Here is a 22,598-nt window from a genome sequence, read left to right as displayed (position 1 = left end):
CGGCCGGCCGGTGGCCGATCACCGGATCCCGGGATGCTCCTGCAGGTACGTGTCGGGGTCGGGGCACGCCGTGCGGATCGCGGTCTCGAGCTCGAGCGTCATGTCGCGGAATCGAGGGTCGTCCGAGTACGTGGGGAACCAGACGTAGCCGGGGTAGGTCTCGACCCAGACGTCGCGGCCGGGAGGAGGAGACACGTCGATGCCGTTGGCCTCGTAGCACGGAGCGAAGAACGCGACCATGTAGTCGTAGATCCACCCGAGTTCGGCGTCGTTCGCCGACGGCCGGGTGATCTTCACCGGGTGCGTCTGGTCGCAGGCGTAGGCCCCGATCCTCTGGGCCTCGTTCGAGGTCGACCACCCCAGCGTGGGAGGCGCGTCGGGGTCCAGCGCGTACCCCTCGCTGAGCGCCGCCCCGGCGGCCTGGAGACAGGCGCGAAGCGGGTCCTTCCGCTCCTCGTCGGAGAGGTAGCCCGCGAACGGGTCGGGCGGCCGAACGGCATCCGGGTAGGTGGAGAGCACGCCCTGCCACTGTGCGTCGGCATCCGCGACGCGTTTCGCCTCGGACTCGGCATCGGTGAGCGGCGGATCGGGCTCGGGGTAGGGCGCGAGGTCGGGCATCTCGATCGTCACGATCGAGGCGGCCAGCTCCGCCGGTGTGCTCGGAGCGGGCGGGGGCGCCGACTCCGAGGGTTCGGCGGCCGTCGAGGTCGTCGCGCACGACGTGAGGAGGCTGACGGATGCCGCGGCGAGGGCGAGGCATCCGGCGACGCCGAGACGGCGTCGATCGGGTCGAGTCACGGCTCCGATCGTGGCAGAGCGAGCGCGCCCAGGACAAGGTCGGCGAGCGAAGCCCGCTGCCTCGTCATGATGCCTGGTCCTTCTGAGTCGGGGCGAGGTGGCCGGGCCGATGCGAGCGGGCGCCCCGCGGCATCCGCCCCTCTGGGGTCAGCGGGGCGTGCGCACCGGTCTCACCACGAGGCCCGTGCCGCCGCCCCGACGCACCGGTTCGGCCGCAGCGGTCATGAGCCCACGTTCATCGACTTCGATCGCCGCCGCGGCGCCGATCTGCGCGGCCGACGTGAACTGGTCGCCCGATGGCACGAGCACCTGACCGAACGGCGCCAGGTCGTCTTGGTACGCGGCGATGAACTCGGGCTCGGCGGGTGTGGCTGCCGCGTTGCGTTGCGAGGCCCGGGGCGCTGCGACCGCCTCGGGCAGCGTCATGCCGAGGTCGATCCGGTTCATCAGGATCTGCAGCACCGTCGTGATGATCGTGGCCCCGCCGGGCGAGCCGACCACGAAGCGCACGTCGCCGTCCTGGAGCACGATGGTGGGCGACATCGACGAGCGCGGCCGCTTTCCCGGCTCGATGCGGTTCGGGTCGGCGGGGTTGTAGACCGTGCTGAAGTCGGTCAGCTCGTTGTTCAGCAGGAAGCCGCGGCCGGGCACCGTCATGGCCGACCCGCCGGTCTGCTCGATCGTGAGCGTGTAGGCGACCGCGTTGCCCCACTTGTCGACCACCGAGAGGTGCGTCGTCGAGACGTTCTCGGTGTCGGCCGCCTCTTCGAACGCGACGGACTCGCAGCCGACCGCGTCGAGGGCGCCGGCGGGCACGGGCCGGGCCGAGGCGGTGTCCGGGTCGATCGTGCAGTCGCGCGCGTCGGCGAACTCTTGGCTGAGCAGGGTCTCGGTGGGCACGTCGACGAAGGCCGGGTCGCCGAGGTAGGCACCGCGATCGGCGAAGGCGCGAGCGGATGCCTCGAGGTAGAGGTGCAGGCTCTGCCCGACCTCCGCCGACGCCAGGTCGTGGTTCTCGAGGATGTTCAGCGCCTCGCCGACGGTCGTGCCGCCGGAGGAGGAGGGCGCCATGCCGTAGACGTCGAGTCCGCGGTAATCCACGTGCGTCGCCGCCTGCTCGACGACCGAGTAGGCGGCGAGGTCGGCGGTCGTCAGCGTGCCCGCCGGGGCGGGCAGTGTCGATGCCGGGTCCTTGCGCGGATGCTGCACGACGTCGGCGATCTCGGCCGCGAGCCGGCCGGAGTAGAACGCGTCGGGCCCGCGCACGGCGATGAGCGCGAGCGTCTTGGCCAGGTCGGGGTTGCGGAACGTCGAGCCGACCTTCGGCGCATCGCCGCCCGGGAGGAAGAGCTTCGCCGTATCGGGGAACGCGGCGAACCGCGCCTTGTTGTCGAGCGTCTGGTTGCGGAAGGTCTCGTCGACCGTGAATCCCATCGCTGCCAGCAGGATCGATGGCGCGAGCACAGCGCTGAGTCGCTTCGTGCCGAAGCGGTCGAGTGCGGCATCCCAGGTCGCCAGTGTTCCCGGAACGCCGACCGAGACGCCCGAAGACACGAGTTCGGGCGTGAACCGGTAGGGCTGGCCGGTCGCAGGATCGATGAACGCATCGTTCGGCATGCCCGCCGGCGCCGTCTCACGCCCGTCGATGGTGCTCACGGTGCCGGTCGAGGCGTCGAAGTACACGAAGTACCCGCCGCCGCCGATGCCCGCGCTGTACGGCTCGGTGACGCCGAGCGCTGCCGCCGTGGCCACCGCGGCGTCGGCCGCGTTGCCGCCCAGGCGCAGCACCTCGACGCCGACCCGGCTCGCCGAGGCGTCGACCGACGAGACCGCGCCGCCGTATCCCGTCGAAGTCGCCGTCGGCGCCGGGGACGGTCGCCCGGTCGAGGTCGATGCGGTAACCCGCGCTGAGGTCTGCAGCGCCGAGGCTTCGGGTGCCGATGGTCGCACGACAGCTGAGGCCGGTGCCGAGGTGGCGATGAGTGCGGCTGCGAGGCCGGCTGCGACGGCGATGGCCGCGCTCCGGCGTGCACGGCGACGAACGACGATGTTGTCCATGAGTCCCCCGAACTGGGTACAACGGTGCGATGCCTCACGGTAGACCGCCCGGGCCGATGCGGCAATCCCCGAAGCGGTGCAGGTTCTCGTGCGACCTGTCAGTTCTCAGACGACTTGTCGCGCACTAGGCACCAAGTCAAGTATCGGAAGTTCGGAGCTCGAGCCGAGGTGGCCCCGCCTTGGCTCGTCGCGGTAGTCGCACCCCTCCGGGCGCTTTTCATCGGGCAGGGTAAACGGGCACCTCATTCCCCGCACGCATCGTGTCTCATCGAGGGATCGCCTCAAATCCGCTCCCCGACCGGTGTGCGGGCAGAGTCGATGAAGACGCTGGTCTCTCGGTTGGGCTACTCGGTGGCGTAGACGAGGAGCTCTTCGGCCTCCATGCGCTTGAGCGTTTTCGGGAGATCGGTGGAAGACGGCCAGGAGATTCCGACGAGCCTTTCGGTGTAGATGTCGACGATGCATCCTTCAGCCGCAAGCTGCTCCGTCGGCTCAAGCCAACTCACCCCTCCGTCCTCGAACCACAGCCGTGCGCTGTCATACCCGCCGCGCGCGACGATCTCGGTGACAACAAGCGCCCCCTCGCCTGAGGCGATCACGCGCACGGTGTCCCCAAACGCGACTCCGGGGAACAGAACGGGGCACCCGCACACGACGAAAGTATCCGCAGATGTTCGCGAGGCGTTCAACGCCTCCCACAAGACTGGAGCGTCCGGGAGATCCGGGTCCGGAGGCACTGCGAACCACACCGACTCTTCGGCTGCGATCGCGGCTGATATCGGCACCAGTCGCGTACCGTCCCAGACGGACGCCAACGATGGGTGCTCGCGAAACTCAGTCACGACGGAACGCTAACAGGCTGCGGCACGCTAGAGCCTCTCGGCAATCCACCATCCCTTAGGGGCACGATACGCATTCCACTAGCGTGCATTGCATGCTAGCTTGTGTCGCATGATAGATGGCGTTCGGGCCCAGCTGCGAAAGGGCGTGGTCGAGTACTGCATCCTCGGCGCGCTCGAACGTGAACCCATGTACGGATGGCAGCTCGCTGAAACGCTCGCGAAGCCAGGCCTGATCGCCAGTATCGGCACGCTCTACCCGGTCCTAGGTCGACTTCGCGAGCGGGGACTCATCACCGCATTCGAACGGAGCTCGGGTGCAGGCCCGGTCCGAAAGTACTACCAGGTCACAAAAGCAGGCTCAGCCGAACTCGACGGCTTTCGCCAGCAGTGGGCACCGTTCACCAGAGCCGTCTCAGAGATGGTCGGAGAGGTCGATGATGACAAGAACTGATCAGCCAGTCGAGGTACGCCGGTACCTGCAACGGCTGGACGATGCGCTGATCGGGGTGCCAGCAGAAACGGCCGCGGACGTTCGAGCCGGGATAGAGGAAGAGCTGGCGACCCTCGATGTGAGCGCCGCGCGCGAGCGCATCGAGGAACTCGGGGACCCTGTGTTCATCGCTGCCGAAGCGCGCGAACAGGCGGCCACGGACGAGCCGGTGTACTCGGCGCTCGGGTCGCGGGCGTACATGATCGTCACCGTGTTCGCGATCGCACTCGGTGGGGTGCTCCTGCCATTCGTTGGATGGGTGGGGGGCATCGTCCTGATGTGGTTCTCCCCGGCATGGCGACGATGGGAGAAGTGGATCGCGACGCTCGCTCCTCTCATGTTGGGTTTCATCACCGCGGTCACCATCTGGCTTCTGGCCTCAGCCGGAACTGGTACTTCCCCGAACGAATTGCTCGGCGCACCTGTGATCCCTGCGCCGATGCTGATGTGGAACGCGCTCGTGGTCATAGGCGTCGCAAACGTCGGAATCGGCGTGTGGCTCCTCATCCGTGGACTCTCGCGGTTCACCACCACTGCATCGGCGGCCTCGTCGCGTTAGCGGACCGACCAACCACGGCGCCCGCAAGCCGGTCCGAGAACGCTTAGAGAGTCGCGGGTTCAAGCACCGTTACTCAGTCGGTGTCCGAAAGGGATCCGCCTGCGGGCAATCGAAGGCCTCGGAGCGGAAGTCGGAATGTCGTACTCCACATGTGGTTCGAGCGGCCGGAGTCGATTGCTCTGTAGGCGCTCAATACAGCGGCAGCTGGTAAGGACGGCGGAGCATTGAAGTATGTTGCACTATTGGTACCGGCGGTATTCCTGCTCGGGGGGATCGCGGTCATTGTATGGCGACACGAAGTAGCTGGCTTCTTCCAGAATTATCTGACTCAGTTCGGTCATTTGGGCGCGATGACAGCTCGCAGCTCGACACCCGGCTTGATTGCTCTGGTTGGTTCACTCTGGATTGTCATCAGCGTTGTTGGGTTTGTGATGGCGCTGACACATTGACGGGCCGATCATGTGGCGGTGAACTCGGCTTGGTCGGGGTCGGGTACCGTCGGTTTGGGTCGGTGGCTAGGAACAGTTGCCCAGTCGGCCATCCTTTTGCGGATGCAGACGGCATCCTCGCCGGTTCGGGCCATTCGACCCTAGAACGGGTCCCGGACGATGTGGATGCGGTGCGTCACCATCTGCATGAGACGCATCGGAACGAACTCCTCTTTCCGCAAAGTACCCGTCGTGCGGGTTGGCAGGCCGAGGGCCCGTTGCAGCGCGGCTGTGAGATTCAGGTCTAACCAACCGAGAAAGTTGCCGAGGCCGACGCGTGCACTCCAGCCGAAGATGACCAGCCACAGCACGAAGCCCACCGGGATGAGAATCCAGAGCAGCACCCCTCGTATGACCAGCAAGGCGAACGCAGCCACACCCTCTCGTACTGCGCGCGCCTCCGTGTCCATGCCGTGAGCGTACTGGCAAGCGAGCAAAGGTGACCCGCAAACCGATCGCTATGTGGAGCGCCGGCCCGCTTCATGACGGGCCCTACCGGCTCGCAACCGTCGAACCAGGTGAGGACGAGTTCGACCGCTGAGGTCTGCCCTTGCGATTCCTGGGCGTTGCGATCAAGGCAATTTCGTTGCAGGATTGCGGCGGCGCTTAGACCTTAGAAGGCAGCCCACAGGGACTGAGCTTGTAAAGCGGCAGTCTCAGATGCGGTCGGCATGTAAGCCGGAGCACGTCGTTTCCTTTCGAGTCCTGAAGGAGCGGCGATGCCCTCTTGCACCAAGCACCCATACCCGACAGCAATTGCCGCTGCCCTCGTCCTGCGAAGGATCCAAGGGACGTCAGTCAGGCGACGCGAGGTTGGTGTTCATCCGTGTTCAACGTGTCGTGCGTTTCACCTCACATCGCAGGCAGCGGCAGCACGAAACCGGTGGACAACTGCTGCGTTCACAAGACTTCGCGTCCTCGCCGCATAGCCATCCCTGTGTGGGCCGACAACGGGCCGATGAGCGCGCTGCCATTGTGCTCGCGAGGCCTAGCGCCGATACTCTGGAGTGGCGATGCTTGTCGGACGCCGCCGTTAGGCTGGAAGGTCTCCAGGTGGAGATGCATCGGAAGCGGTGGAGGTGATCCCAGTGCCCACACAATTCGAATTCCGCCTGATTGATGGCACTGCGCCCGAGGGTGAACTCGAGGCCGATCACCTCATCGCGATCGTTCAGAGTCTCAAAGAGATCGCCACCAAACTGGGTCGCGCTGAGACCGATGCTGAGCCGGTGGGGCGCCCACCGAGGCGGACGCGGAAGGTCGCCCGACTGACCATCGGACTCGCTCCAGGGAGCACCAGGCTGCTCGCCCGGCGCGCCGATGACGAGGGCGCTCTCGACTTTGACCTTGACGAAGAGAGGGCGTTCGACGAGAAGTTCGAAGCGATTGTCGAGTCAATTGCGTCGGACGACCGCCCTGGCTGGATGACGGACACGTTGGCAGTCGCTGCTGGCGAACTGCGCAGCGCGCTTGAGAGAGCGGCCCCGAGAGTGGAATTCAAGGTTGGCGGACGGGTGCGGCGCACCTTCGCGACGTCGGCGACCCACAAGGAAACCTGGAGGGTCGCCGAGGTCGAATCAGACGTGGAGACCGTTGCCTTCGTTGGACGTCTTCGCGTCGTAAACCTAGACACTCACCGACTACAGGTGACCGATGATGTAGGGAACAAGGTCGCGCTCCCGAACGTGGCGAACGACGAAAACGTGGGAAGTCTCCTTGGGCAATATGTCGCGGTCGTGGGCGCGCCCGAGTGGGACCAAAAGGGCCGCCTCTTGCAGCTTCATGAGGCGGTCATCGAAGCCGCAGAGCCGATTCCAGGCACGATGGGGAGCCGCGCGGTCGTCTCTCTGGAGGACATCCTGACCAGCTCTCCGGGAGCGCAGCCGGGGGGAATTCCAGGACTGACGTCGGACGAGGCGGAGGCATACCTGAAGGCGATTGGCCTCTGAGTGGCGACCGTTGATGCTGCGCTTCTGGATACCGATGTTTTCAGTGCACTATTTGTAACGCCCCCGCAGGTCGTTGATAAGCAGGGCCATCCGGTCGCTGCGTGGACCATGGCGCTTACCGGGCGCAGGCCGCTGATCTCGTTTCAGACGAGGGCGGAAGTGCTGTCAGGTGCCTACCTAGCAGGGTGGGGCGAGAAGCGATTGGAAGCCCTCTTCGCGATTCTCGACGCTATGCCGACGATCGACGAAGACCGTGCTGTCGTCGAGGCCTATGCTCGGCTTCTCGCAGCTGCGCAGAAGGCCGGCCATCCGTTCGGCAACAACGCCCATCACGTAGGAGATCGATGGATCGCTGCGTGTGCGATCGCCAAAGACGTGCCGCTTCTAACAGGGAACCATAAGCACTTTGACGGCGCCCCGGGTTTGACGTTGCTCACGATCAAGCGCGGCTAAGGCACGCTCCATCGGTAATGGGTGTCGCGCTAGATGTAGTTCCTCGCGGCTAGAGAGTCGGCACCCTCTTCCCTGTGCAGGATGTGCCGCACTCAGGGATCCGCTTTCGCAACATCGGGTGTCGCGCGAGCAGAGCGGTCTGCGTGCAGCGTCATGAACCCGGCGATGTCGATGGTCTCAGCGCCGGGCGTCGAGCGGGGGCCGCGCCGGGCGATCGGCCGCCGTGCTCGCGACCGCGATGAGCGGACGACCGGTCAGTGGGTGCACGAGCACCTCGGCCTGCACGCCGTACACGTCGTGCACGAGTTCGGAGGTCAGCACGTCGGCCGGCGGCCCGGCCGCGACGACCCGGCCGGCCGCGAGCACGACGACGTGGTCGGCGTAGGCGGCGGCGTGCGAGAGGTCGTGCAGGGCGGCGACGACGGTGAGCCCGTCGCGGGCGAGCCCGGCGAGCAGGTCGAGGGCGACGAACTGCGAACCCAGGTCGAGGTGGTTCGTGGGTTCGTCGGCGAGCAGCAGGGTCGGCTCCTGCGCGATCGCCCTGGCGAGGGTCACGCGCTGGCGTTCGCCGCCCGAGAGCGAGTCGAGCGTGCGCCCGGCGAACTCCGCGGCGCCCACTGCCGCGAGGGCGCCGTCGACGACCGCACGGTCGTGGGGGCCGGCGACCCCGAAGGCGCCGAGGTGCGGGGTGCGCCCGAGGGCGACGGATGCCTCGACGGTCAGCCGTCCGTCGACCTCGGCCTGCTGCTCGGCGAGGGCGACGACCTTGGCGCGCTCCCGTCGATGCATGCCGTCGAGCGGGACGCCGTCGAGCCGCAGCTCGCCGCTCCGAGCACGCTCGACCGCGGCGATGAGGTGCAGCAGCGTCGACTTGCCCGCGCCGTTCGGCCCGATCAGTGCAGTCAGGGCGCCGTGGGGCAGCGTCGCGTCGACGCCGTCGATGATCGTGCGTCCGGCGCGGTCGAAGCGCACGCGCGACAGGTCGAGGCTCATGCGGTCCTCCTCGTGCGCAACAGCAGCCAGGCGAAGACCGGCCCGCCGACCAGCGCGGTGATGATGCCGACCGGCAGTTCTCGCGGGTCGAACAGGGTGCGGGCGGCGGTGTCGGCCCACACGAGGAAGATCGCTCCGGCCAGGGCGGAGAGCGGCAGCAGCGCGCGGTGGCCCGGCCCGATCACGAGCCGCACGGCGTGGGGAAGCACGAGCCCGACGAAGCCGATCGATCCGCTCACCGCGACGAGCGCACCCGTGAGCAGCGCCGTGCCGCCGAGCAGCAGCACGCGCGAGCGGGCGACGTGCACGCCGAGCGCGGCCGCGCCGGCCTCGCCGATCGCGAAGGCGTCGAGCGTGCGCGCGCTCGCGAGGAGCGGCACCCCCACGACGACGAGCGCGACGCCGCTGATGGCGACCGAGGTCCAGTCGGTGCCGGCGAGCGAACCGAGCAGCCAGTTGAGGATCTCGCGGTAGCTGTCGCCCGTCGCGCTCCAGAAGATGACGAGGCTCGTGATCGCCCCGAACACGCTCGAGACCGCGATGCCGGCGAGCACCGTGGTGGTGGGGTCGAGGCGCGCGCCGCGACCCGATCGTGCGGAGGCCGCCATGGCGAGACCGAGCGTCGCGACGAGCGCGGCGAGGGCCCCGGCGAACGCGGCGAGCGGCAGCAGCAGCCCGACGCCGAGCACGATCACGACGACCGCGCCGACCGAGGCGCCCGACGAGAGCCCGAGCAGGTACGGGTCCGCGAGGGTGTTGCGGGTGACCGCCTGCATGACCGCGCCGCAGAGCGCGAGCCCGGCGCCGACCACGGCGGCGGTGAGCACGCGCGGCATCCGCAGCTCCCAGACGATGCCGTCGCGGATGGTCGAGAGGGTCGGCTCGCCGAATCCCAGGTGCGCGGCGATGCTCGCGAACACGTCGGTGGGCGCGATCGGCGCGGGGCCGATCGTGACCGCGATGATGACGGATGCCGCGAGCACCGCCGTGAGCAGCAGGCCCCAGGCGAGGGCGCGCCCGGCTCCGGTGACGCCGGATGGTCGAGTAGGCGCGCCAGCGCCGTATCGAGACCCAGCATCCGGGGATGCGGCGTCTGGTCTCGAGACGCTCGCTGCGCTCGCTCCTCGACCGGCGGAGTTCATCAGAACCCCAGGGCTCCGAGCTGCTCGACGGTCGAGGCGACCGCGCCGACGTTGCGCACGCCCGCCTCGGTCGACGGGAAGTCGAGCACGACGTACCGCTGCTGCTGCACGGCGGGCAGGGCTGCGGTCGCCGGGTTCGCCTCGAGCTGGGCGATCTTCTGGTCGGCGGTGTTCCACGCGGCGTCGACGAGCACGATCACGTCGGGGTTCGCGTCGACGATGGCCTCCCAGCTCATCGACGTCCAGGTGTCGTGCACGTCCTTCGCGATGTTGTCGAGGCCGGCCGCGCCCATGATCATCTGCGGTGCGCCGATGCCGGCTCCCACGTAGGGGGTCTCGTCGCCCGAGCTGTACCAGAGGGCGGTGAGGCCGCCGTCGTTCGGCTCGATCGCGTCGAGGGCGGCCTGCTGCTCCGACACGAGGTCGGCTGCGGCATCCGGAACCCCGAAGAGGTCGCCGGCCTCGCCGAACTCGCGGAACACCTCGTCGAAGGTGAGCGGGTCGGGCATGTACCCCTCGGCCTTGCACGCGGCGGGGGCGACGTAGCTGGCCACGCCGAGCTTCGCGAGGTCGTCGCGCTCGCCGGCGCCCTCGGCGGATAGGTTCGACTCCCAGCCCGCGTAGACGAGGTCGGGCTCGAGCGCGAGGGTCGCCTCCTGCGACGGCACCTTGTCGGAGACGACCTCGATGCCGGATGCCGCGGCGGCGTACTCATCGGGAACGGGGCCGTCGCTGAAGGCCGAGCCGATCACGCGGTCGGCCAGGCCCAGCGCGAGCATGAGCTCGAGCGTCGAGGACTTGATCGTGAGCACGCGCTCGGGAGCGGACTCGAGCGTGACCTCGGTGCCGCAGTTGTCGATCGTGAGCGGGTAGGCGGATGCCGCGGCCTCCGCCGAGGGGTCGGCACCGCCGGTCGAGGCGGCGGTGGGGGTCGCGCAGCCGGCGAGGAGCAGAGCGATGGCGGGGGCCGCAACGGCAGCGGCGAGGCGATGATGGCGGGAATTGGGCATGGTTCCTCCGGGACGGTTCGGTGCGGACTTCGACAGCTGTCGAGGACTCACGGCCCAATCCCGGGCCATCACAACCGATCAAGACGGATCGGCGGTCGTGTTCATCCTAGGGCGACGATCGATTCGGAATCAATACTGGATTCTGGATCCAGAATACGCAAAGATGACTCTGCACCGCTGCTTCGCCGATCCGAGAGGACCCGCACCACATGATCACCACGAACGTCGAGTTCTACAGCGAGGGCGACCGCCTCGCCGCGATCTGGCGAACGCCCGAGACCCCCGGCCCCTACCGCGCGATCGTGCAGGGCCCCGGGTGGCTCGGCCTGAAGGACGCCAAGCTCTACGTGCGCTACCACGAGGCGCTCGTCGCCGCCGGGTTCGCCGTGCTCATCTTCGACTACCGCGGCTTCGGCGACTCCGAGGGCGACCGCGGCATCCTCTCGCCTGCCCGCCAGCTGCAGGACCTCGTGAACGCCGTCACCTACCTGACCACGCGCGACGACGTGATCGCCGACGCGATCGGCGTCTTCGGCACCGGAGGCACCGGTGGCGGCAACGCCGTGCTGCTCGCCGACGTCGACCCGCGCGTCAAGGCCGCCGTCAGCCAGGTGCCCGTCGCCGACGGAACCGACTGGCTGCACCGCATGCGCCAGGAGCACGAGTGGCTCGCCTTCCTCGCGAGCCTCGACGAGGACCGCCGCCTGCGCGTGACCACCGGCGCCGGCCGGCTCGTGCATCCGCGCGAGGAGATCATGGTGCCGACGCCCGAGCGCCGCGCCACGACGATCAAGGCCGACGTCGATGATCGCATCCCGAGCGCGATCCCGCTCTCGTGCGCCGAGGAGATCCTCGCCTACAAGCCCATCGCGGCCGCCGAACGGTTGACCACCCCGCTGCTCGTGATCGGTGTCGAGGGCGACGCGACCACGCCGACCGACCACGCCGAGGCGCTCTACGCCGCCGCGAAGGGGCCGAAGCAGCTCATCATGCAGCGGCACACCACCCACTACGCGGCCTACGACCGTTACTGGGAGCAGACCACCCCGCTGATCGTCGACTGGCTCGACCGCTACGTGCGCCCGAGCGACGTCGAGGTCCGCACCACCCGCTCGCCCGGATCGGGCGAGCTCACCGAACACCAGGAGGCACCCGTGCAGGCAGCACTCGAGGAGGCCGTGCGATGAGCATCGACCTGAGGATCACCGGCGGCACCGTCGTCACCCCGAGCGGCCCGGTCGCCGGTGACCTGCTCGTGCACGACGGCAAGGTCGCGGGCGTCGTCGCCCGCGACGTCGCGCTCGTCGCCGAGCGCACCATCGACGCGACCGGCCGGCTCGTGCTGCCCGGCATGGTCGACGTGCACGTGCACACCCGCGAGCCCGGCTACGAGCACAAGGACGACATCCTCACGACGTCGCGGCAGGCCGCCGCGGGCGGCGTCACGACCATGTTCGGCATGCCGAACCTGAAGCCGCCGACCGTCGACGTCGAGACGCTCACCGACGTGTTCGAGCGCTACACCTCGAGCTCGATCGTCGACTGGAACCACAACCCCGCGCCGACGAAGTTCGACGAGATCGTGCCCATGGCCGAGATGGGCATCAACGCCTTCAAGATCTACATGGTCGTCGACACCGGCCGCGACTACCCGCACCCGTCGGGCACCGGCATTCACGACCACGGCCACCTGCTCGAGATCATGGACCGCATCGCGCCGACCGGCAAGCGGTTCATCGTGCACCCGCACGACCAGAAGCTCATGGACTACATCGAGGGCGCGGTGCTCGCCAGCGGCGACAACACGCCGGAGGGCTACGCGTCCGCCTACGCCGCTCGCGAGGGCGTCATCTGGGACACGGCCATCGATGTCGTGCTGCGCCTGGCCGAGGCATCCGGATGCCCCGTGCACATCGCGCACATCCAGACGCGTCGCTCGATCGAGGCCGTGCGACGCGCGAAGGCGAACGGCGTCGACGTGACGTGCGAGGTCAACCACTGGGCGCCGTTCCTCTCCACGTGGGAGGACGTGCAGACCCTCGGCCCGTACGCGCTGTCGTACTGGGTGCCCGACGAGAACCGCCTCGCGATCTGGGAGGGCATGCGCGACGGCACGATCGACGTCGCGAGCTCCGACCACGCGCCGCACACCCGCGAGGAGAAGGAGATCGGCTGGACCCAGATGTGGAGCGCCCACACCGGCACCCCCGGCATCCAGTACTACTACGAGCTCATGCTCGACGCCGTGAACCGGGGCGAGCTCGACCTCGACCGCGTCGTCGAGATGGTGGCCGAGGTGCCGGCAGAAAAGTTCGGCCTCGCGGGCGTCAAGGGCACGCTCGAGGTGGGCGCCGACGCCGACATCGTGATCGCCGACATGGCGCACCAGTGGACCATCACCGACGACGACGTGCTGTCGAAGATCGGCTGGACCCCCTACAACGGCCGCACCATCAGCGCGCGCATCGAGCGCACGCTCGTGCGCGGCCACGACGTGTACGCCGACGGCGTCGTCGTCGGCGAGCCCGGATTCGGGAAGCTCGCGGCCGCTCCGGCCGCACGATCGGCCGAACTGGCCGCAACAGAAGGGACGTGACCATGAAATTCGGTCTGCTGCTGCCGCACTTCGGCGAAGAGGCGAGCAAGGAGAAACTCCTCGAGGGCTCCCAGCTCGCCGAGAAGATGGGCTTCGACTCGGTCTGGGTGCGCGATCACCTGGTCTTCGAGCCGCACGGCGAGATGGAGAAGCCGAACCGCACCTTCTACGACGCGCTCACCACGCTCACCGCGATCGGCGCCGTCACCGAGAAGCTCGAGCTCGGCACCGGATCGCTGATCCCGTTCCGCCACCCGCTCGTGACCGCGCTCATGGCCGGCACGATCACCCAGCTCGTCGGGCCGCGCCTCATCCTCGGCTTCGGCGCCGGCACCTTCGACCACGAGTTCGAGGCCGTCGGCTGGGGCGACATGAACCGCGTCGAGGCCGTGCGCTCGAACGCCGAGATCCTGAAGCGCGTGTTCACCGAGAACGACGTCACCTACGACGACGGCATCTTCTCGTTCGAGAACGTGACGATCGAGCCGAAGCCCGTCGGCGGCCCGGTGCCCTTCTGGTACTGCGGCGCGACCCCCGCCTCTGCACGCCTCGCGGCCGAGTACGCCGACGGTTGGATGCCCGGTCGCATCTCGCTGCGCACCATGGAGAAGCGCATCGCGACCATGCGCGACATGACGGATGTCTCGGGCCGGCCGATGCCGACCATCGCCGTCATTCCGCCGACCTCCATCGAGGACACCCGCGAAGAGGCGCTGAAGCACGTCAACATCCCCGGGCTGCTCGCCTGGGCGAACAAGGCGCGGTTCACGGTCAAGCCCGAGTCGGGCAGCTTCGAGACGGTCGAGGACCTCGAGGGCCAGCTCATCGTCGGCAGCCCCGACGAGGCCGTCGAGGAGATCCGCAAGTTCGAGGCCATCGGCACCGAGCACCTCGTGTTCGACTTCCGGTTCAAGTTCGACCGCTTCTTCGAGCAGATCGAACTCCTCGGCACCGAGGTGCTGCCGAAGCTGCGCGAGAACGCGGCCGCGGCCTAGTCTCACCCAGCTGGTTGAGGAGCGCCGACGCGAAGCGGCGACGCGTATCGAAACCCGGTGCTCAGCTCTCGAGACCTGGTCGCCAGGTTTCGATACGCATCCTCCTTCGTCGGGTGCTCCTCGACCGGCCCAGATGATCGACCGCGACCGATGTGGAGAGACAGGACATGACGATGACGACGACCGCCGCCGATTCCGAACCGGCCGAGCCCGCGGCATCCGCCCCATTGATCTCGGTGCGGAACCTCACCGTGAGCTACCACGTCGCGCGCACCGGGGCGACGCTCACCGCGGTCGAGGGCGTCGACCTCGACGTGCACGAGGGCGAGTTCGTGACCGTGCTCGGGCCCTCGGGCTGCGGCAAGACGACGGTGATGAACGTCATCGCCGGGCTCGTGAAGCCGACCTCGGGCGAGGTGCTCGTCGACGGCCGCCCGGTGACCGGCCCCGGCCCCGATCGTGCGGTGGTCTTCCAGGACTACGCGCTGCTGCCGTGGCGCACGGTCTTCGACAACGTGAAGTTCGGCCTCGAGATGCAGAAGCGCCTCAAGGGCGATGGATGGCGCGAGCGCGTGCAGGAGGCCATCGAACTGGTCGGGCTCAGCGGGTTCGAGTCGTCGTACCCGAAGGAGCTCTCGGGCGGCATGCAGCAGCGGGTCGGCCTCGCGCGGGCGATCGTCGCCGAACCGAGGATCCTGCTCATGGACGAGCCGCTCGGCGCGGTCGACGCGCTCACCCGCGAGGTCATGCGCGACGAGATCGAGAAGCTCATCGCCGCGACCGGCAAGACCGTGCTCTTCATCACGCACTCGATCGAGGAGGCGATTCTGCTCGGCGACCGCATCGTCGTGTTCAAGAGCCACCCCGGTGCCATCAAGGAGGTCATCGAGACCGGGCTGGCGCGCCCGCGCTCGGAGCGCAGCGTGCAGTCCGACCCGAGGTTCCTCGAGTTGCGCGACCACCTGTGGGACGCGCTACAGGCCGAGGCCGAGGCCGCTGCGGTGGGCGGCAGCTGATGAGCGTCCTGTTCGCGAGCGGCGGCCCGCGCTCGGGCCGCGGCGGGGTCGCGGAATGGCTCGGCGGCCTCTCGACCGGCGGCAAGGCCGCCGTCATCGCCGTCGAGGTGTTCGTCGTGCTGCTCGTCTGGCAGCTCGTGGTCGGGTACTGGGGGCTCATCAACCCCGTCTTCTTCCCGCCGCCGCTCGCGATCGCGCAGGGATTCGCCGAGATCGTCGCCAACGGCACGCTCGCCGCGAACGCCGTGGTCTCGCTGCAGGCCTGGCTCACGGGGTTCACGATCGCCGTGATCGTGGGCATCCCGGTGGGGCTGCTCATGGGCGCCTCGCTGCCGGTCGACAAGGTCGTCGGGCCGATCGCGTGGACCATCTACGCGACGCCGGCGATCGCCTACCAGCCGCTCGCGAAGGCCTGGTTCGGCTTCGGCATCGGCCCGGTGATCTTCCTCGTCGTCGTCAGCGCACTGTTCCCGATCATGCTGAACATCGCCGCGGGCATGCGCACGACCAGCCCGTCGCTGCTGCGGGCCGCGCGCGTCTACGGCGGCACGCAGGTCGACCTCTACCGGCGGGTCTTCCTGCCGTCGACCGTGCCGTTCCTCTTCGCCGGGCTCCGGCAGGCGGTCGTTCTCGCGACGATCGGCATGGTCGTCGCCGAGCTCTCGGGCTCCTCGAGCGGAATGGGCGCGCTCATCATCCGCGCCGCCAACACCTATCAGACCGACCAGGCGTTCGCCGCGATCGGCGTCGTCGTGTGCTGGAGCGTCGGCATGACAGGCGTCGTGACCCTCGTCGAGCGCTGGGTCGCGCCGTGGACCAGGAAGGCACGACGATGACCGCGACCGTCTCGATCGAGGCGCTGAACGCGCCGGCTCCGCGCCGCCCACGTGCCGGCGGTCGCGGGCTCCGCGGCCCCAGCCGCTGGACCTGGTTGCTGCTCGGCGTGATCGCCGCGATCCTGCTCGTGTGGGAGGCCGCGGTCTCATGGCTGCACCTCGTGCCCGAGGCGTTCCTGCCGCCGCCCACCGCGGTCTTCGCCGCGTTCCTGCAGCTGCTCGTCGAGCCCGAGTTCTGGCAGGCGTTCGTGTTCAGCATGCAGAACCTGCTCATCGGGCTCGTACTCGCGGTCGTCGTCGGCGTGGTCGTCGGTCTCGCCGTGGGCTGGTCGCCGGTACTGCGCTTCACGGTCGCGCCGTTCCTGTGGCTGCTCTACTCGACGCCCAAGGTCGCGCTCGCGCCGCTGTTCATCCTGGTGCTCGGGCTCGGCAACGAGTCGAAGATCGCGCTGGTGTTCCTGCTCGCGGTGTTCCCGATCATCCTCAACACCATGGAGGGCGCGGTCACCGTTCAAGCCTCGCTCGTGAACGCGGGCCGGGTCTACGGCGTCAACGGGGTCGCGCTCGGCTGGAAGGTGATCCTGCCTTCGACGCTGCCGTACATCCTCGCCGGCATCCAGCGCGGGGCCGCGCTCGGCTTCACCGGCGAGGTGCTGGGCGAGTTCCTCGGCGGCACCGGAGGCCTCGGCCACATGCTCGAGTTCGCCGCCTACCAGTTCCAGATGGACGAGGCGATCGCCATGGTGATCGTCATGGTCATCATCGCGAACCTCACGCTCGCGCTCATCTCGGTGCTGCGCAAGAAGCTCGCGCCCTGGTACGACGACCGGCAGATCATGGGTCGCAGCTAGCGGCGGCGCCCGACCCACAGACCGCCGGCCCCCGCGTCATGCGCGACGCGGGGGCCGGCTCCGCCGTTCGACGGGCCGGTGGGCGGAGACCTGTGAACCACCCCCGAGCGGGCGGCGTCGGGAGGTCCGCCGCGTAGGGTTGCGCGCACGGGGCCGTTCGAGCTCCCGATCAAAGGTCGTCACCATGTCCGACAAGTCCCCCAAGAAGTCCGCATCGAAAACCGCGGCCACCCGCACGCTCAAGGAGAAGCGGGCCGACAAGAAGACGAAGGCCGCCGGCCGGTCGACCGGCAGCGACATCACCGAGGCGACGCACCGCAAGAAGTAAGCCTCCGAGACGAACGAAGAGCCCCCGCCGACATCCGCTCGGCCGGGGCTCTTCGCAGTCGAAGGTGAGGGTCGAGCAGTCGGGGCGCCGCGCGGTCAGCCGGTGAACTGCGCGAGCTGGAGCAGGTTGCCGCAGGTGTCGTCGAGCACGGCGATGATGACCGGCCCCATGTCGGTGGGCGGCTGGGTGAACGTCACGCCGAGGGCGACGAGCCGGTCGTACTCGGCCTGCACGTCGTCGACGCCGAGCACGCAGAACGGGATGCCGTCAGCCACGAGCGCGTCGACGAACGGGCTCACGGCGGGGTGGTCCTTCGGCTCGAGCGAGATCTGGGTCGAGTCGGGTCGCGCCGGATCGACGACCGTGAGCCAGCGGTGCGCGCCCATCGGCACGTCGGCCGCGATGGCGAAGCCGAGCTTGGTCGTGTAGAAGTCGGCGGCGCGCTGCTGGTCGTCGACGAAGATGCTGACGGTCTGGAGTTTCACGGGTCTGCCTTTCGTTGGGCCTGTCAAGGGCCACCGTACGGCCGACGGGCGAACTGCAGCACGCGGCATCCGGAACACGGAGAAGCCCCCGTCGGCATGCGCTCCGGCGGGGGCTTCGTGTGCGACTGGTGGCGGTCAGGGGTAGGGCAGCGTCGCGGGGCCTTCGTTGTCGAGGCCGAGCAGCTCCTGCGCCTTCTCGAGGTACACGAGCTGCGCGGTGTCGAACTCGATGGGCTCGAGCTGCTGCGTCTCGATGGTGGTGTCCCAGGCCTCGGTGCCGAAGTACAGGTTCTGGCAGGCGAGGTGCCCGTCGAGCACCCAGACGCTGTCGGATCCGCGGAGGGGCTCGACGTCGAAGTCGTTGGCCTCGTAGATGTCGAGCACCGAGTCGACGTTCTCGGGGAACTCGCCGGGTGCCGGTGCGGTCATGTAGTCGGTCGCCTTGAGGGTCGCCCGCAGGAACCGCACGAGCGTGTTGGGGTTCTCGGCGACCCAGCCGCTACCGGCCACCTGCACGTCGTTCGCCCAGTTGCGCAGCGACTCGACGATGACGTTCGCCCCGTGCTCCTCGAGCGCGGGCAGGTCGTCGGCGTAGAACGGCTGCATCGAGATGCGGTCGTTCACGAAGAACTCGGTCCACGACTCGGAGCCGGGGCCGGGGTAGACGACCTCGGTCTGCACGGTGTCAAGATCCCAGCCCTCCTCCTTCAGCACCAGCTTGCGCTGGAACTCGGCGGGGTCGCCCGGGGTGCCGGCGAGCACGATCGACGTGCCCTCGAGATCTTCGACCTCCGTGATGCCCTGCTGGGCGGCGAAGTCGAAGTTCTGACGGCAGTAGTGGCCGCCGACCAGGTCGACCTCGACGCCGCCTCGGATCGCCTCGATGACGGTGCCGGTGGACTCGACGCCGAGGTCGGCGCTGCCGCTCGCGACCGCGGCCGTGACGTTGTCGGCCGTGATGACCTCGACGGTGAGGCCCTCCTCCTCGTAGTAGCCGAGGTCGGTCGCGAGCACGTACATCGAGTACATCGTGATGTCGGGGAAGGGGATGGCGACCGTGATCTCGGTGTCCTCGGCGGGGCCGGGCTCGCCGTCGCCGAGCGTGACGGGCTCGGCGTCGGCGGCGTCACCGCCGGGGGCCGCGCATCCGGCCAGCAGCGTGAGTGCTGCGACGCCGGCGACCGCGACCAGTCCGTATCGTCGGATGGATCTGCGCATGACTCTCCATTCTCAAGGGGTGTCTCGAACGGGGCCTGCCGCAGAGTGCGGAGCCTCGTGCGAATTGACGGATACCGTATCCAAAATCCTGTGAGCTGTCCATGATTCCGGGCGAAGCCGATGGTCACGGTTGGATTTCGGCGACTTCCGGGCAGATTCGCGACGTCGGGTGCAGGCTGATTCGGGGCGATCGGATGTCTGCGGCGGCCCGTGAGGCAGTGGACACGTCGTCGCAGATTGGATACGGTATCCAGAAATCACGACATCGAAGGTCGTGACCGAAGCGGGAGCGAGGGTCGGATGCGAGCGGCACGACTGCAGACCAACGGCCTCGCGGGCCTGCACGTCGCCGACGTGCAGCGCCCGAGCCCCGGGCCGGGCGAGGTGGTGATCGCCGTCGAGGCCGTGAGCCTCAACCAGCTCGACCTCAACGTCATCGCCGGCCTCGGCCCGGGGCGGGCCGCCCGGCTTCCGCGCGTGCTCGGACTCGATCCGGCCGGTGTCATCGTCGAGCTCGGCGAGGGCGTCGACCGTGGTCGGCTCGGCCAGGCGGTCGTCGTCAAGCCGAACATCCCGTGCGGCGACTGCGTGCGCTGCGCGCTCGGGCACGAGGCCGACTGCCCGGCGCAGACCGTGCTCGGCGTGCACCGCGACGGGGGAGCGGCCGAGTACGTGGTCGTGCCCGCGCGCAACGCGTTCGATCGCCACGGCCTCGACGCCGCCATCGCGAGCGCGACCGTCCACAGCCTGCCGATCGTCATCAACGCCTTCGACGCCGCAGCGGTCACCGCCGCCGACCGCGTGCTCGTCACGGGCGCGGGCGGCACGCTCGGGCACACGGCCGTCGCCTACGCGCGGCTCCTGGGTGCGACGGTGGTCGCCGCGTCGCGCAGCGAACTCCCCCGCGCCGACGGGGTCGAGCGTGTCGTCGCCGCCGATACCGACAAACTCGCCGCTCGCCTCGAGGAGGCCGGGCCGTTCGACGTCGCGATCGACGTGAGCGGCCACGGCCCCACGATCGCCGCGGGCGTCGCGGCACTCGGGTGGGGCGGCCGCGCGGTGTTCTGCTCCGCCTCGGTCGATGCCCGCCTCGAACTCGACGCCCGTGACCTGTACCTCAAGCGCAAGCAGTTGCGCGGCGTCGCGAGCGCCGACTACGAGCACGTGCGCCGCGCACTGCGACACGTGCAGAACGGCTCGATCGCGCCGATCATCGGCTCGCGGCATCCGCTCGACGACATCGTCGGCGCGTACCGCGGCTTCGGCGCCTCGCCTCGGGGCAAGGTGGTCATCGATGTGGTGTGACGCCAGCGCCGCCCGTGCAGAAGCCCGCGCACGAGCCCGAACCCGTCGAGAGGACCCGACCGGATGAACATGCACCGACCCGAGGCCGGCCCGCTCAGCGGCATCCGGGTGATCGAGCTCGGCCAGTACATCTCTGGGCCGTACGCCGCGAAGCTGCTCGCCGACCTCGGCGCCGACGTGGTCAAGGTCGAGGCGCCCGATGGCGACCCGATGCGACGCTGGGAGGGCAACGGCACGATGAGCCCGCAGTTCGCGGCCTACAACCGCGGCAAGCGCGCCGTGACGCTCGACCTCAAGTCCGAGAGCGGGCTCGCCGAGCTGCTCGAGCTCGCGCGCACGGCCGACGTGCTTATCGAGAACTTCCGCCCGGGCGTCGCCGCGCGCCTCGGCTTCGGGCCAGAGGCGCTGCACGCGCTCAACCCCCGCCTGATCACGTGCTCGATCACGGGCTTCGGCGCCGACGGGCCCTACGCGAAGCGCCCCGCCTACGACACCGTCATCTCGGCGGTCGGCGCGATGTACAGCCAGGTCGTGCCCGCCGAGACCCTGCGCCCGCTCGGGCCCGCGTTCTCCGACCTGCTCTCGGGCATGTCGGCCTCGCAGGCCGTGCTCGCGGCGCTGCACGCCCGGGATGCCCGCGACGGCTCCGGCGACGGTGAGCACCTCGAAGTGTCGATGGTCGGCTCGCTCATCGACTTCCTCACCGAGGCCGCGTCGACCTACCTCGAGACCGGCCAGGTCGCGGGGCCCGACTCGCGGCCCCGGCGGGCCCAGGCCTATGCGTGCGTCGGGTCCGACGGGCGCGCGTTCGTGATCCACATGTCGGTGCCCGAGAAGTTCTGGGTCGGCCTCGTGGGCGTGCTCGAGACGCCGACCCTGGCATCCGACCCCCGCTTCTCGAGCCGCGAGGCTCGCGTGCGCAACTACGACGAGCTCGACGTCGAGCTCAAGGCCATCACCGAGCGGATGCCGCGGCAGCACTGGCTGGACCGGCTCGCGGCCGCCGACATCCCCCACGGCCCGCTGAACACCGTCGCCGACCTGTTCGATGACCCGCAGATCGCGTCGATGGGCCTCGTCGAAGAGATCGTCGGACCCGATGGCGCGGCGCTGCGGGTTCCGGCCCCGAGCACGAGGTTCCACCGCAGCGGGCGGCCCGAGCTGCGTGCGGCGCCCCGCCTCGGCGCGGACAATGGGGCCGTGCTCGGCGGTTTCGAGAACCGCGGCGGCGAACACCGCGCCGACACCCACGGCGACGGGGCCGAGCGCACCGCCGCGGCATCCGCCCCCACCATCGAAGGGACCACCGCATGAGCGCCATCGACGACCTCGTCGCGATCGACGTGCACACGCACCCGCAGACCGAGGAGTTCCTCGCGGCGATGGGGCAGCGGCACCAGCAGATGGCGAAGCACTTCGGGCGCGAGCGGCCGGCCGTGAGCTTCGCCGAGCAGGCCGACCAGTACCGCGACCGCAAGATGATGGCGGTCATCGTGAACTCCGACTCCGAGACGACCTCGGGCATCAAGGGCGCGCCGAACGACCTGCTCGGCCGGGCGCAGGTCGACCACCCCGACGTGTTCCTCGCGTTCGCGGGCATCGACCCGTGGAAGGGCGAGGCGGCCGTCGCCGAGATCCGGCGCATGCACGCCGAGTACGGCATCAAGGGCGTCGGCGAATTGAACCCGTCGCGGCAGAAGTTCCTCGCGAACGACCGGCGCTTCTTCCCGATCTGGGAGACGTGCGCCGAGCTCGGGCTCGTCGTGATGTTCCACTCCGGCTTTCCGGGAGCCGGCGCCGGAACGCCGGGCGGCGGCGGCTACCGCCTCGAGAACGCGAGGCCCGTGCCCTACATCGATGACGTCGCGGCGGAGTTCCCCGAGCTCAAGATCATCAGCGCGCACCCCGCGTGGCCGTGGCACCTCGAGAACCTCGCGATGGTCTGGCACAAGTCGAACGTGTACCTCGACCTCTCGGGCTGGGCGCCGAAGTACCTGCCGCCCGAGGTCGTGCGCTACGCCGACTCGCTCATCAGCGACCGGGTGCTGTTCGGCTCGGACTGGCCCGTGATGACCGCCGACCGGTGGATGAGCGAGTTCGACGAGCTCGGACTGAAGCCCGAGTCTCGACAGAAGATCCTGCTCGACAACGCCCGCACCCTGTTCGGGCTCTGAGCTCCGACATCC

General features: G+C 69.0%; 24 protein-coding genes. 15 read left to right on the top strand and 9 right to left on the bottom strand.

Going from position 1 to position 22,598, the window contains the following annotated elements; translation table 11 throughout:
• Window positions 1-18: 18 nt before the first annotated feature.
• The 3 genes from ATC03_RS18485 to ATC03_RS18475 form a co-directional block, all read right to left on the bottom strand.
• Entirely contained in the window at window positions 19-798 is a 780-nt protein-coding gene (locus tag ATC03_RS18485; RefSeq protein WP_067880403.1) for a hypothetical protein, read from the bottom strand.
• Between the two features lie 147 nt (window positions 799-945).
• Complete coding sequence (ggt, locus tag ATC03_RS18480) at window positions 946-2,856, bottom strand: gamma-glutamyltransferase (protein WP_067880400.1); 1,911 nt, start codon at window positions 2,854-2,856, stop codon at window positions 946-948.
• 344 nt (window positions 2,857-3,200) lie between these two features.
• Window positions 3,201-3,698, bottom strand: a complete 498-nt coding sequence (locus ATC03_RS18475) for a DUF4265 domain-containing protein (RefSeq protein ID WP_084003613.1) — start codon at window positions 3,696-3,698, stop codon at window positions 3,201-3,203.
• Between the two features lie 109 nt (window positions 3,699-3,807).
• On the opposite strand from ATC03_RS18475, the gene ATC03_RS18470 reads away from it, so the two are divergent.
• From ATC03_RS18470 to ATC03_RS20430, 3 genes are all read left to right on the top strand, one after another.
• Window positions 3,808-4,149: a PadR family transcriptional regulator gene (locus ATC03_RS18470; protein WP_067882580.1), complete on the top strand. Its 342-nt coding sequence runs from the start codon at window positions 3,808-3,810 to the stop codon at window positions 4,147-4,149.
• Window positions 4,133-4,747, top strand: coding sequence for an HAAS signaling domain-containing protein (locus ATC03_RS18465; RefSeq protein WP_152031018.1), 615 nt, complete (start codon window positions 4,133-4,135; stop codon window positions 4,745-4,747). Before ATC03_RS18470 ends, ATC03_RS18465 begins: the two co-directional genes overlap by 17 nt.
• Window positions 4,748-4,971: 224 nt before the next feature.
• A complete protein-coding gene (locus ATC03_RS20430) occupies window positions 4,972-5,196 on the top strand; it encodes a hypothetical protein (RefSeq protein ID WP_152031017.1) in 225 nt (74 codons plus the stop codon).
• A 140-nt stretch (window positions 5,197-5,336) separates the two neighbouring features.
• Here ATC03_RS20430 and ATC03_RS18460 read toward each other — a convergent pair whose 3' ends face one another.
• Window positions 5,337-5,645, bottom strand: a complete 309-nt coding sequence (locus ATC03_RS18460) for a hypothetical protein (protein WP_152031016.1) — start codon at window positions 5,643-5,645, stop codon at window positions 5,337-5,339.
• Window positions 5,646-6,323: 678 nt separating this feature from the next.
• Between ATC03_RS18460 and ATC03_RS18455 the strand changes: the two genes are divergently transcribed.
• Together ATC03_RS18455 and ATC03_RS18450 are read left to right on the top strand one after the other, a co-directional pair.
• Window positions 6,324-7,184 carry a hypothetical protein gene (locus ATC03_RS18455; RefSeq protein ID WP_152031015.1) on the top strand — a complete coding sequence of 287 codons (861 nt, stop codon included), beginning with the start codon at window positions 6,324-6,326 and terminating at the stop codon, window positions 7,182-7,184.
• Window positions 7,185-7,637, top strand: coding sequence for a type II toxin-antitoxin system VapC family toxin (locus tag ATC03_RS18450; protein ID WP_067880386.1), 453 nt, complete (start codon window positions 7,185-7,187; stop codon window positions 7,635-7,637).
• A gap of 177 nt (window positions 7,638-7,814) precedes the next feature.
• Here ATC03_RS18450 and ATC03_RS18445 read toward each other — a convergent pair whose 3' ends face one another.
• The 3 genes from ATC03_RS18445 to ATC03_RS18435 are packed head-to-tail and all read right to left on the bottom strand — an operon-like array spanning window position 7,815 to window position 10,782.
• A complete protein-coding gene (locus tag ATC03_RS18445) occupies window positions 7,815-8,630 on the bottom strand; it encodes an ABC transporter ATP-binding protein (RefSeq protein ID WP_067880383.1) in 816 nt (271 codons plus the stop codon).
• On the bottom strand, window positions 8,627-9,772 hold the full coding sequence (locus ATC03_RS18440; RefSeq protein ID WP_084003612.1) for a putative F420-0 ABC transporter permease subunit: 1,146 nt from the start codon (window positions 9,770-9,772) through the stop codon (window positions 8,627-8,629). Before ATC03_RS18440 ends, ATC03_RS18445 begins: the two co-directional genes overlap by 4 nt.
• A complete protein-coding gene (locus ATC03_RS18435; protein WP_067880381.1) occupies window positions 9,772-10,782 on the bottom strand; it encodes a putative F420-0 ABC transporter substrate-binding protein in 1,011 nt (336 codons plus the stop codon). Before ATC03_RS18435 ends, ATC03_RS18440 begins: the two co-directional genes overlap by 1 nt.
• A 209-nt stretch (window positions 10,783-10,991) precedes the next feature.
• Between ATC03_RS18435 and ATC03_RS18430 the strand changes: the two genes are divergently transcribed.
• From ATC03_RS18430 to ATC03_RS20775, 7 genes are all read left to right on the top strand, one after another.
• Window positions 10,992-11,969, top strand: coding sequence for an alpha/beta hydrolase (locus ATC03_RS18430; RefSeq protein WP_067880380.1), 978 nt, complete (start codon window positions 10,992-10,994; stop codon window positions 11,967-11,969).
• Complete coding sequence (locus tag ATC03_RS18425; protein ID WP_067880377.1) at window positions 11,966-13,378, top strand: dihydroorotase; 1,413 nt, start codon at window positions 11,966-11,968, stop codon at window positions 13,376-13,378. Before ATC03_RS18430 ends, ATC03_RS18425 begins: the two co-directional genes overlap by 4 nt.
• 2 nt (window positions 13,379-13,380) lie before the next feature.
• Entirely contained in the window at window positions 13,381-14,373 is a 993-nt protein-coding gene (locus ATC03_RS18420) for an LLM class flavin-dependent oxidoreductase (RefSeq protein WP_067880375.1), read from the top strand.
• A 173-nt stretch (window positions 14,374-14,546) separates the two neighbouring features.
• Window positions 14,547-15,389 (top strand): ABC transporter ATP-binding protein, encoded by an 843-nt coding sequence (locus ATC03_RS18415; protein WP_067882576.1) that lies wholly within the window; start codon window positions 14,547-14,549, stop codon window positions 15,387-15,389.
• On the top strand, window positions 15,389-16,225 hold the full coding sequence (locus ATC03_RS18410) for an ABC transporter permease (protein WP_067880373.1): 837 nt from the start codon (window positions 15,389-15,391) through the stop codon (window positions 16,223-16,225). Before ATC03_RS18415 ends, ATC03_RS18410 begins: the two co-directional genes overlap by 1 nt.
• The gene (locus tag ATC03_RS18405; protein WP_067882574.1) at window positions 16,222-17,076 is read left to right on the top strand and encodes an ABC transporter permease; all 855 of its coding nucleotides are present in this window, start codon (window positions 16,222-16,224) and stop codon (window positions 17,074-17,076) included. Before ATC03_RS18410 ends, ATC03_RS18405 begins: the two co-directional genes overlap by 4 nt.
• Before the next feature lie 184 nt (window positions 17,077-17,260).
• Complete coding sequence (locus ATC03_RS20775; RefSeq protein WP_169829230.1) at window positions 17,261-17,404, top strand: hypothetical protein; 144 nt, start codon at window positions 17,261-17,263, stop codon at window positions 17,402-17,404.
• A gap of 95 nt (window positions 17,405-17,499) precedes the next feature.
• Here the strand turns inward: ATC03_RS20775 and ATC03_RS18400 are convergent, their stop codons facing one another.
• A complete protein-coding gene (locus tag ATC03_RS18400; protein ID WP_067880372.1) occupies window positions 17,500-17,889 on the bottom strand; it encodes a VOC family protein in 390 nt (129 codons plus the stop codon).
• 135 nt (window positions 17,890-18,024) lie between these two features.
• Complete coding sequence (locus tag ATC03_RS18395; RefSeq protein WP_067880369.1) at window positions 18,025-19,107, bottom strand: ABC transporter substrate-binding protein; 1,083 nt, start codon at window positions 19,105-19,107, stop codon at window positions 18,025-18,027.
• A 300-nt stretch (window positions 19,108-19,407) separates the two neighbouring features.
• On the opposite strand from ATC03_RS18395, the gene ATC03_RS18390 reads away from it, so the two are divergent.
• From ATC03_RS18390 to ATC03_RS18380, 3 genes are all read left to right on the top strand, one after another.
• Window positions 19,408-20,412, top strand: a complete 1,005-nt coding sequence (locus ATC03_RS18390) for an alcohol dehydrogenase catalytic domain-containing protein (protein ID WP_067880368.1) — start codon at window positions 19,408-19,410, stop codon at window positions 20,410-20,412.
• Between the two features lie 63 nt (window positions 20,413-20,475).
• Window positions 20,476-21,726, top strand: a complete 1,251-nt coding sequence (locus ATC03_RS18385; RefSeq protein ID WP_067880361.1) for a CaiB/BaiF CoA transferase family protein — start codon at window positions 20,476-20,478, stop codon at window positions 21,724-21,726.
• On the top strand, window positions 21,723-22,586 hold the full coding sequence (locus ATC03_RS18380; RefSeq protein WP_067880358.1) for an amidohydrolase family protein: 864 nt from the start codon (window positions 21,723-21,725) through the stop codon (window positions 22,584-22,586). The genes ATC03_RS18385 and ATC03_RS18380 overlap by 4 nt, the downstream gene beginning before the upstream one ends.
• Window positions 22,587-22,598 lie beyond the last annotated feature (12 nt).

Source organism: Agromyces aureus (genome assembly GCF_001660485.1).
Taxonomy (GTDB): Bacteria; Actinomycetota; Actinomycetes; order Actinomycetales; family Microbacteriaceae; genus Agromyces; species Agromyces aureus.
The sequence above is the reverse complement of the archived record's forward strand: the minus strand, read 5'-3'. Positions and strand labels throughout refer to the sequence as shown.

What these genes read in the sequence shown, in the direction of transcription:
- ggt (WP_067880400.1), bottom strand. Translation starts at nt 2,856, where the DNA reads ATGGACAACATCGTCGTTCGTCGCCGTGCACGCCGGAGCGCGGCCATC.
- ATC03_RS18470 (WP_067882580.1), top strand. Translation starts at nt 3,808, where the DNA reads ATGATAGATGGCGTTCGGGCCCAGCTGCGAAAGGGCGTGGTCGAGTAC.
- ATC03_RS18465 (WP_152031018.1), top strand. Translation starts at nt 4,133, where the DNA reads ATGATGACAAGAACTGATCAGCCAGTCGAGGTACGCCGGTACCTGCAA.
- ATC03_RS18460 (WP_152031016.1), bottom strand. Translation starts at nt 5,645, where the DNA reads ATGGACACGGAGGCGCGCGCAGTACGAGAGGGTGTGGCTGCGTTCGCC.
- ATC03_RS18445 (WP_067880383.1), bottom strand. Translation starts at nt 8,630, where the DNA reads ATGAGCCTCGACCTGTCGCGCGTGCGCTTCGACCGCGCCGGACGCACG.
- ATC03_RS18440 (WP_084003612.1), bottom strand. Translation starts at nt 9,772, where the DNA reads ATGAACTCCGCCGGTCGAGGAGCGAGCGCAGCGAGCGTCTCGAGACCA.
- ATC03_RS18435 (WP_067880381.1), bottom strand. Translation starts at nt 10,782, where the DNA reads ATGCCCAATTCCCGCCATCATCGCCTCGCCGCTGCCGTTGCGGCCCCC.
- ATC03_RS18430 (WP_067880380.1), top strand. Translation starts at nt 10,992, where the DNA reads ATGATCACCACGAACGTCGAGTTCTACAGCGAGGGCGACCGCCTCGCC.
- ATC03_RS18425 (WP_067880377.1), top strand. Translation starts at nt 11,966, where the DNA reads ATGAGCATCGACCTGAGGATCACCGGCGGCACCGTCGTCACCCCGAGC.
- ATC03_RS18420 (WP_067880375.1), top strand. Translation starts at nt 13,381, where the DNA reads ATGAAATTCGGTCTGCTGCTGCCGCACTTCGGCGAAGAGGCGAGCAAG.
- ATC03_RS18415 (WP_067882576.1), top strand. Translation starts at nt 14,547, where the DNA reads ATGACGACGACCGCCGCCGATTCCGAACCGGCCGAGCCCGCGGCATCC.
- ATC03_RS18410 (WP_067880373.1), top strand. Translation starts at nt 15,389, where the DNA reads ATGAGCGTCCTGTTCGCGAGCGGCGGCCCGCGCTCGGGCCGCGGCGGG.
- ATC03_RS18405 (WP_067882574.1), top strand. Translation starts at nt 16,222, where the DNA reads ATGACCGCGACCGTCTCGATCGAGGCGCTGAACGCGCCGGCTCCGCGC.
- ATC03_RS20775 (WP_169829230.1), top strand. Translation starts at nt 17,261, where the DNA reads ATGTCCGACAAGTCCCCCAAGAAGTCCGCATCGAAAACCGCGGCCACC.
- ATC03_RS18395 (WP_067880369.1), bottom strand. Translation starts at nt 19,107, where the DNA reads ATGCGCAGATCCATCCGACGATACGGACTGGTCGCGGTCGCCGGCGTC.
- ATC03_RS18390 (WP_067880368.1), top strand. Translation starts at nt 19,408, where the DNA reads ATGCGAGCGGCACGACTGCAGACCAACGGCCTCGCGGGCCTGCACGTC.
- ATC03_RS18385 (WP_067880361.1), top strand. Translation starts at nt 20,476, where the DNA reads ATGAACATGCACCGACCCGAGGCCGGCCCGCTCAGCGGCATCCGGGTG.
- ATC03_RS18380 (WP_067880358.1), top strand. Translation starts at nt 21,723, where the DNA reads ATGAGCGCCATCGACGACCTCGTCGCGATCGACGTGCACACGCACCCG.